This is a genomic window from Psychrobacter sp. AOP7-B1-24 (assembly GCF_052376215.1).
In the GTDB taxonomy this organism is placed as follows: Bacteria; Pseudomonadota; Gammaproteobacteria; order Pseudomonadales; family Moraxellaceae; genus Psychrobacter.
Genome location: NZ_JBQSVL010000089.1, coordinates 1 through 9,657, shown reverse-complemented (window position 1 = coordinate 9,657; position 9,657 = coordinate 1). Strand labels below are relative to the sequence as shown.

6 protein-coding genes are annotated in these 9,657 nt (G+C 42.8%); all 6 read right to left on the bottom strand.

Annotated elements, in window-relative coordinates; all coding sequences use genetic code 11:
• On the bottom strand, nt 1-1,247 hold a 1,247-nt coding region (locus ACT3QP_RS13050), incomplete at its 3' end, for an Ig-like domain-containing protein (RefSeq protein WP_444525805.1).
• Between the two features lie 97 nt (nt 1,248-1,344).
• Nucleotides 1,345-2,328 carry an OmpA family protein gene (locus tag ACT3QP_RS13045; RefSeq protein WP_444525804.1) on the bottom strand — a complete coding sequence of 328 codons (984 nt, stop codon included), beginning with the start codon at nt 2,326-2,328 and terminating at the stop codon, nt 1,345-1,347.
• A 436-nt stretch (nt 2,329-2,764) separates the two neighbouring features.
• Nucleotides 2,765-3,367: a class I SAM-dependent methyltransferase gene (locus ACT3QP_RS13040; RefSeq protein WP_192520389.1), complete on the bottom strand. Its 603-nt coding sequence runs from the start codon at nt 3,365-3,367 to the stop codon at nt 2,765-2,767.
• 98 nt (nt 3,368-3,465) lie between these two features.
• The gene (gene hrpA, locus ACT3QP_RS13035; protein ID WP_444525803.1) at nt 3,466-7,770 is read right to left on the bottom strand and encodes an ATP-dependent RNA helicase HrpA; all 4,305 of its coding nucleotides are present in this window, start codon (nt 7,768-7,770) and stop codon (nt 3,466-3,468) included.
• 159 nt (nt 7,771-7,929) lie between these two features.
• The gene (locus tag ACT3QP_RS13030) at nt 7,930-8,694 is read right to left on the bottom strand and encodes a hypothetical protein (RefSeq protein ID WP_444525802.1); all 765 of its coding nucleotides are present in this window, start codon (nt 8,692-8,694) and stop codon (nt 7,930-7,932) included.
• Between the two features lie 308 nt (nt 8,695-9,002).
• Nucleotides 9,003-9,338: a metallophosphoesterase family protein gene (locus ACT3QP_RS13025; RefSeq protein WP_444525801.1), complete on the bottom strand. Its 336-nt coding sequence runs from the start codon at nt 9,336-9,338 to the stop codon at nt 9,003-9,005.
• Between the last annotated feature and the right edge of the window lie 319 nt (nt 9,339-9,657).

Genomic DNA, 9,657 nt, shown 5'->3' with positions numbered 1-9,657 from the left:
ACGCTGGTTGGGTCTAGATCGCCGTCAAGGTCGGTGTCGTTGCCTAATACGTCTACAACGACTGGGTCACCTGGTGTGCCCGTTTGTACTTCATCTACGGCCACTGGTGCGGCTGGTGGATAATCTACAACGATGGTAGCTGGGTTAGATTTCTCACCTGTCATGTCAGAGACCACGTAGTCTACTGGCGTTGGGTCATCGGTAAATCCTGTTTCTGGTGTGAAGGTGACAACGCCTGTGTCTGGATCAACCACCCATTCGCCTTCGCCTGCAACCGTTACTGTGCTGACTTCGTCCCCTGTGATAGGGTCGATTAGCATAACGCTGGTTGGGTCTAGATCATCTTCAGGGTCGCTGTCATTTGCTAGAATGTCAACTGATACGGCTGTGTTTAAAGGACCAACACCTCTATCGTTCTCGGCAATAGGCGCTGTCTGTGGGTAGTCGATGGTAATAGTGGCTGGATCAGATTTCTCACCAGTAACGTCAGAGACCACGTAGTCTACTGGTGTTGGGTCACCAGTAAAGCCTGTTTCTGGTGTGAAGGTGACTTCGCCAGTGGTTGGATCAACCACCCATTCGCCTTCGCCTGGGATCGTGAGTGTGGTGACTTCTGAACCATCAGTCGGATCAAGCAGTTTGACACTGGTTGGATCTAGATCATCTTCTGCATCGGTGTCGTTGCCAACCACGTCAACCACAACAGGGCTGCCGCTGGTGCCTGACTCATTGTCATCAGTTGCCTCAGGAGCTACTTTGTCATCGTTAAAATCGTTATCATCATCGCTATCACGACCAGCAATTAAGCCAACGAGTCCTAACCCAGCAGCGGCAGGTATCCACCAAGGTATGGCAGCTGCCATATACTCTTCTCCACCTAACGCTTGTCCTTCTACATCACCCACAGCCAGCTGTGTTACGTAATCATAAGTTTCACCAGTATCTGGGATATAGTAGTAATACTCCCCATCTTCTGCGATACCAACCAAAGCATTATCCGGGTTATCATAAAAACCTTCTATGATAAGGTCGCTGTCTTCACCATTTTCTTCAAATGATACGTGTAGATCATTTTCCACACGTTTGGTAATGATGTGATTAGGAGCACGATTAATAGCGGTATCATGAAACTCGTAATTGACTTTGTCAGTCGCTTTTATGACAGTAGGTATACCATCTTGAGTCACAACTTCTACTTGATTAACGGTCTGCGTGGCATCGTTCGTTTTTACGATAATAGTGTTCATGTGTATACCTTCTATTTTTTTAATTTCGGTCGTACCGCTTAATTTTTTATGAGACAGCTTATGGGATAACGTAAGTAGCTAAAGTATTTTTGACGTACTAGTTATTTGAGCGTTCTTCAATAACGGCGACTACACGGCGATTTAGCTGACGACCTTCTACTGTATCGTTACTAGCTCTTGGTCTTGACTCACCGTATCCAATTGCGCTCAGACGATTCGATGCCACACCAAACTGATTAATCAATACTGCTTTAACAGCATCAACGCGGCGTTGTGATAAATCTTGGTTATAACTATCACTGGCTCGACTGTCAGTATGACCTTCAATGGTAACAACTGTGTTAGGGTATTGGCTCATGAAATCTGCAACTTCAGATATTTCATTATAATAATTGGGCTTTACAATAGATTTGTCTGTGTCGAACAAGACCTCTAGCTCAATGGTTACTTTTTCAGCGAGTACGGGTAAGGTTGGTTGCACAATTGGCGGCGGTGTCGGTGTCACAGTAGATGTTGCAGTAGGCGCTGGACAGTTAGGTACGACACGACTGATCTGATGCGTTTGATAACGTTTAGTTTCTAATAATGGTAATGCACTTTCTTTCGTGATCTGATCAAGTTTCCCTTGTCCATTTTCATCCATATCTACATAAAAAAAGTAAGTTTGACCACCAACTAACTGATAATCTTTTTGCTCGGCAAGCAAATCATTGTCTTTAAAGCCCGTAGCATGCGCGCTTAATTGGTTTGTACCCACACAGGAATTAACAACCGTATAGTTTCCTGGATGCAAGCTAACTTGGTACCTATCATTAATCGAAACATTGGCGCTGGTTTGTTCGGGGTCATTATCATTTTTTCGGACAAATACCAATCGCGTCTCATTACTATCGACAGTAGTTTCTAACAAGCCGTTTAAATCAGGGTCAGCTTGGTTATTCCATAATACATTCCCAACGCGGCGGCTATCACCTTCGTTATCAATACTATTATGGCCAGTTATAGCAGTACATGCAGTCATACCAAACAAAACACTTGGTAGTATAATTGCCGATGTCATGTTCTTGAATACTTTTTCCATTACGATTTCCCAGTCATTAAACGGATTTAATTTATAAGTAACATTTTTTATTTTTTCTAACAGTGCTTTACATGCGCACTATAAATTGACATAAAACGATTGCATTATAACAACTACCTAATTGAAAATGTACACTTGTAATAATTTCTTATCAATCGCTTATAATAACACTAGAGAAAGGGGCTATATTTGCCTTTATAGCTATGTTATCCGACTTTGTATGAAACTCGTTAAAGCTACAAGCATATTAGGCTGAACGTTATTAAAAACCCGACAAAGGGCATTCAGTAAGTGATTATCTAGCTGACGATCTCCAATTCAAATAAGATTAACTATATAAGGCACAAGAGAACCATCTATACATTTCGCAATGTATCACCTTCGCTTAGCCTACATACGTAGCACTATCAGTTATAAAACAAATAAACTTCTGGTTTTAAATCTCTCTCTTACCAACAAACTGAACAACGGCACTCAACCCTTGATGACGTTTTCCTTCTGACACCATACGCAGCTTTTCAACACCAATAATCTCTGTAAGTCCTCTCAGTTCACTCTGAAAATTATCTAGCGATCCAAAGCGTTCTTTTTGACTGGCTGGTGGACCTCCAACAGCATCAGTCTCCAACTGTCGTTCTGTATAAGCTTCGACGATAAATACGCCGTTTGGCTTTAAAGCAGTGACTACCTGTGTATGTATATACTGACGCACTTTGTCAGGCACATGTGCCCATATAGACACAATGGCATCCCACTTATCTGTACCAAACTGGTAATCAGCTAAATCAGCCACTTGAGTGGTAATTGTCACTCCTCTGTCTTTAGCTAATTGTACCGCTTTGATCAAACCCACTTCAGACATATCCATCGCAGTGACATCATAGCCTTGCTCAGCTAAGAATACAGCGTTTCTGCCCTCACCCTCTGCTAGACATAATACACGCCCGCCTGCAGGTATCTGCTCAAACGTTTCTCTCAAAAAATCATTAGGCTCTGTACCGAATGCAAATTCTGTGCCACTATAACGTTCATCCCACATTTTAACTGTCCTTTTTAGTGTTATTTAGCTTGTATAATAAAGCACCCTACTCACACTGTCTCAGTTTTAGCGTCACATCTTACCTGATAGACACCTAATTAACCCACCTTATCCCACATTTTACTCAGACGTTTCGGTGATACTGCCATACGGGTTTTCATTGGCTGAGCAAATAGCTGAATACGATACTCCTCCACCATCCAACGGTAGTCGCTAATAGCATCTTTGTCGGCACGCCCTGCAAGGCGCTCCATATGTAAATCTAGCGCATATACGCCATCCAGATCCGCATCCAGATTATGCTCAAGGCGTTCAAGACGAATCTCTAATGCTTCCAAGTAGCGTGGATACTGCTGCCAATGGCTATAGTCCATTCGGTAGACAAAATCAGCCAAATATAAATCCTCTAACTGATCTTCGATATCTTCGATAGACTCACCAAATATCTCCCGATCTAGCATCAATAGACCTTGGCGAATACGCTGCCATCGCGTATAGACATTTTTTAGGGTCTTAATCACGCTTTGACCAGTTAATAAGAAATTGCTAGCCACGACTTCTAAGGTTTTCTCATACTCTACTGAGGTAAACGGCAACTCCTCAGCAAGCGCCACCGCAGTATCATCTGCATTTTCAGGCAAGTCCGTACTGTGATCGAACAATATATAGTGCTCTTCAAGCGCCGCATCCAATGCTGCATCAATGATGATGGTCTTAAGCTTACTCATATCGCCAAGTGGTGCAAATGCTAATTTAAAAATACTATCAATTTGACTGGTAAGCTGTTTCTTCTTTGCGCCAAGCTTACTTTTAATTAGCGTTAATACTCCGATGCGATGCGCCTGTAAGGCTGCATTGACATCCGTATATTGATGAATCGATACCGCTTCGCCCGCTTCATCAGCAACCAAAGCTGCAAACTGCTTCATCACTACGCCTGCGCTATGATGGTTTTTGCTAAAGGCAAAGTGCTCAGGAAATACAGTGTGTGCACCTTGCTGCTCATTAACGGCTTGACTGGTTTCACTGGCATGTCGAATCTGCAACGTTTGCAGATCACGACCTTTTTCGATGATACGGTTTTTATCATCAACAACGCAGATTTGTGGCTGCAAATAATGATCAATCGTAGACGGATTAAATTTATCTGGTGTCACTGACATAATGCCGCGACGATGTAGCGCCTGACATAACTGTTTCAGCAATCCTTGTCCACCAGCAGGTTGTAACTCATCAAACAAACCATCAGCCGTATCAGGGATGGGAACTATCTGACGACGAACATCTTTAGGTAGCGACTTTAATAACTGCAATACCAGCTCATAGCGCCAACCTGGTACGCCCCACAATAGCTCAATAGCGTCAAGCTGTGGCAATGCGACAAGCGGTACGCGAATGGTCACGCCATCATCATCACTTGCTGGATCAAAAACATAACGTAGTGGTAACTTTAAGTCCCCTAACTTCCATACTTCTGGGAAGTCTCCTGTGGTCGGCGCGTGGCTATTAAGTACATCCTCATCCGTAAAGAATAAATGCTTGCTGTCAGTTTTTTCGACTTCAGCACGCCAATCTTCAAAAGTTTTACGACTGGCAATGTGCTCAGGAATTTTTTTATCATAAAACTGATACAGCGACTCTTCATCAACCAATAAGTCACGGCGACGCAGCTTATCTTCAATGCGCTCAATGTCTGCAATTTTATCCATGTTGTGCTGTAAGAATGGCGCTTGACGACCCAAGTTGCCAGTGACCAAACCATCACGGATAAAAATCTCACGTGACTCGCTTAGATTGACCTGCTCATAATTGGTCAGCTGCTTACTGATAATAATCAAACCAAATAGACTAATCTGTGCGTAGGCTTTGACGCGACCTGTCTTCTTTGACCAATGCGGCTCAAAGTAGTGATACTTCAACAAATCACCAGCAGCGGAGATAATCCATTCTGGCTCAATCTTGGCCACCGTGCGCATAAAGACCTGAGAGGTTTCTACTACTTCAAACGCCATCACCCATGGTGGGATTTGCTTAAATACCGTACTGGCTGGAAATATTTTGGTTTTTTGCTGGCGAGCCGCGAGATATTCACCACGATTTTCGGTCTTATGAGCGATAGTAGAAAGCAGACCTGTCATTAACGCACGATGCAAGTTGGCGTATTTAACCGCTTTTAGGTCTTCGTCTTCAATCGCTGTCGGGTCGTTGGTTGTTATTTCAGTGGTCGCTTTTTTATCCGCACTTTTTACATCATTAGCATCAGTAAGTTTGAGGTCGGTGACCATTTGTACTAGTTGGCGATGGGTCTGACTCCATTCTCGTACACGTGGAAAGCTCAGATAGTTTTTCTTGGTAAACTGCTTACGCTGATTGCCAGACAGCTTATTGCCGTCTTCATCCTTTTCAAACAGTGCTTTCCATAGGCTTAAATAAAACAAGAAATCAGAGTCATCTTGACGAAACTCTGCATGCTTTTGATCGGCCTGTTGACGCTTATTAGCAGGACGTTCACGTGGGTCTTGTACCGCAAGCGCGGCGACGACTATAAGCATTTCACGAACACAGTTAAAGTCAGAGCCCGCAACCAACATTCGCGCCAGCCTTGGGTCAATTGGCATACGTGCCATCTTTTGGCCAGTCGGTGTCAGACGCAGGTGCTCTAGACCTTTTTTGGACTTCGATTTATTGGATTTAGTCACAGAATTGGCTTTATTTTTAGAAGTAATCGCCCCTAATTCATCAAGTAGTTTATGCCCATCCGTAACCAAGCGGCTGTCAGGTGGCTCGATAAACGAAAAATCATCAACACTACCTAAACGCAGATTGGCCATCTGCAAGATAACCGAGGCCAAGTTGGTGCGTAGAATCTCAGGCTCAGTGAACTCTGGACGACCGCTAAAGTCTTCCTCACTATAAAGTCGAATACAAACACCTGGCGCAACTCGACCACAGCGACCTTTACGCTGATTCGCTGCGGCTTGTGAAATCGCTTCAATAGGCAAACGCTGTACGCGTGAGCGATAGGAATAACGAGAAATACGCGCAAAACCCAAATCAATCACATAGCGAATGCCGGGTACAGTCAGCGCGGTCTCAGCCACGTTGGTCGCGATAACGATACGACGGCCACGACCAGACGGCTGAAAAATACGCTGCTGCTCTTCGTAGGTCTGGCGCGCAAACAAAGGCAACACTTCGGTATGCTTTGGTCCATGACGCTCTAGCACCTCTTGTGTCTCACGAATCTCAGCTTCTGTCGCGGCAAATATTAAGATATCTGCCTGATCAGCATGTCCTTTGCCTTGTGCATCACTAAAGCATTCTTCTACTGCGGCAACGATGGCGCGTGGTAAGTTTTCTTCAAAGTCATCATAACTGTCATCATCAGAGCTCGTAACAGGCTCATCAGTGAGTGGACGATAGCGCACCTCTACCGGAAAGCTTCGACCTTCGACATTAAAGATTGGCGCTGGCACTTTACGTTTGAGCTTGGCATCGTAATGACTAAAATACTCACTGAAACGTTTAGTATCTAACGTCGCTGAGGTAATAATGACTTTTAAATCAGGACGCTTGGGTAGCATCTTTTTGAGATAACCCATAATAAAATCGATATTTAAGCTACGCTCATGTGCTTCATCGATGATAATCGTATCGTACTTACTCAAGAACCGATCATGGCCCAATTCAGCCAATAAGATACCGTCGGTCATAAGCTTCACGACAGATTGCGCCGACCCTTGTTCATTGAAACGAATCTTAAAGCTAATCGTGTTCCCTAATGGTTCGCCCAACTCTTCCGCAATACGGTTTGCCACACTTCTCGCCGCTAGTCGCCGTGGTTGTGTATGCCCTATCTGTCCTGTGGTACCACGCCCTGCTAGCATCGCAAGTTTTGGCAACTGTGTCGTCTTACCAGAGCCCGTCTCACCAGCGACGATAATGACTTGGTTGTCGATGATAGCCTGAATCAAATCATCAGCACGTTGACTTACAGGCAAATCAAGGTTTAGCTTGGCTGGCAAGTCAGCAGGAATGCTATCTATACGTGCCTGCATCGCCTGCTGTGAGCGGGTTTTAATTTTGTCGTATTGCTCGCGCTTCTTCGTTAACGCATCATTCGTCTTGTCATTGCTTTCTTTTTTGCTAGACACGACGGCACGTGCCAGCTCTCGTTCTAGACGCGTTAAATAATAACGGTCTTTGGCAAGTACAGGCAAATCAGCGGCAATATGAGATTGAGTAGCTGCTTTATCATTGCTCGGTGTGGCACTGTTTGGTGTGATATTCGAATTTCCGTGATTTATGCTATCGCTTTCTTTATTCGGATTTATGGTGTTGTTGGTTTGACGAGTAGTATTTTCATTAGATGCTTGTGTGGTGTTCTCAGAATTATTGGGCATATTTACTTAGGCTATTTATTATTTAAAAGTGGTTAGATTATGGGGGTAATTTGAGTGCGATTCAAGTTGGTTCGGATGTTTGGTTGGTAACCAAAAAGGCTTTTACTGACGTTCAAAGCGTTCAGTCAAAAGAGATTCAAGCTCGTCAGTCAAAGGCTTTTACTGACGTTCAAAGCGTTCAGTCAAAAGAGATTCAAGCTCGTCAGTCATAGGTTTGAATTTAAAATGCTCTGGTTCCATTTGATTAACTAAAGCACGCTGACCCTCCTTCATTGAAGTATCCTCACATAAGAAATAATTCATCTCTTTACCAGTAATGGCATTAATGATATAAAAGGCGGTATCACCGTCTCCGCCTCCATACTGTGTCAGATTATAGTAATTATTCGGATCCCGCATAACGAGATTAGTAGCATTGAGATACTCTACATAATAGGCATCTTCAGTAGCTTGCTGTGCTTCTAACTTCAAAGGGTTATCTTGAGTGGCAAAATAGTACTTGAGCATATAACCAATATCACTATTCACTACATCCAAACGTAAATGCTCACCATCTTCCGTGACACATTGATATATTGTAAAGGGCTCGTACACACGTGGGTTAGTGGTTGTGTTTTCATCTTCCACACTTTCCCATTCCATGCCCATAATAGGGGCATCTAACATGATACCTCCCTCTTCAATCAATTTATAACCTATCGGTACGTCTTGATCATTTACCATAGCTTGAGAGCTTGATAACTCACTGTTATCTCCTATAGCATTTTCAGCCTCATTAATTAACAATGCTGTAGTATCATCAGATTTTTCTGGTTTATTCTTGTTATTAAAAAATGCTACAGCCACTAGAACAACAAACAGTCCTATTCCTATTCCGATACCTGCAAGAATCCACTTAAAAAATCCTTTTATAAAATTTTGCAAATCTGTCCGCCCTATTCTATTTTTATGAATGAGTTGTTTATTCGATAAACTTGTTAATTATCATGCCAATTTTTAAAATTCTTGATACTCAAATAGCCAACATATTCTTTATCTGCTAAATCTCCACCTAATACATCATCAACGATTCGATCGATGGGTTCAATCACCAATTAAAGGTTTGATATCAGAGCATTCACGTTATATATATCGTCTATATCTACTTTAAACTTATCATCAATATGTGAAGCAACATCAAAAGACGAACGTCTGTCTTTAAAAGTAAACTGCTGTGGGCATGAATAATTTCCTTATAACACACGCCCTGTTCTCAGTGCAAACGCCCAATCCTCACGACCATTCTGTGAGGCCAATTGAACAGCAGCCTCATAATCGTACGGTATCTGAATATGTTCAGTTTGCCAGCGCACCGCTTGCTCGGTCTCAACACAGCTAATGATTGCATAATTTGCATGAGGGGAATAGGTCTGCATGCTGTGGATATTAGGTAAGTCATCTTCGTAGGCAGGATAACCGACGCTACCAGTATTAATAACCATTTGACCAGTCGATAGTCTTACCGTACGCGGAATATGAGTGTGGCCACATACGACAACCGTACTATCAATACCACTGAGCAATGCCAAAATATCTGCATCGCAGCGATTGTATTTATATGCTTACTGCTAAGTTTTGTCATAGTAATTATCTGCTCTCATCAATAAGGTTTTATACAAATATCACAGCCTTAACCTCGCTTGAAGTATCACATATATATTTGCGCTTGATTGTTTTGTACTACTTTTAAATTGAATCGACTATAAGTCATATCCCCAATCTAAATGATAAATGGGCTAAAAACCTCAAAAACAAAAAGCCCGATGCCTAAGAATAACTTAAAGCATCGAGCTTTGTTTTATGACTGTATTTTATAACTATGTTTTACGGCTATATTACTAACTAAAC

Excerpts from the sequence above, each read along its gene's own strand:
- ACT3QP_RS13045 (WP_444525804.1), bottom strand. The coding sequence starts at position 2,328 with ATGGAAAAAGTATTCAAGAACATGACATCGGCAATTATACTACCAAGT.
- ACT3QP_RS13040 (WP_192520389.1), bottom strand. The coding sequence starts at position 3,367 with ATGTGGGATGAACGTTATAGTGGCACAGAATTTGCATTCGGTACAGAG.
- hrpA (WP_444525803.1), bottom strand. The coding sequence starts at position 7,770 with ATGCCCAATAATTCTGAGAACACCACACAAGCATCTAATGAAAATACT.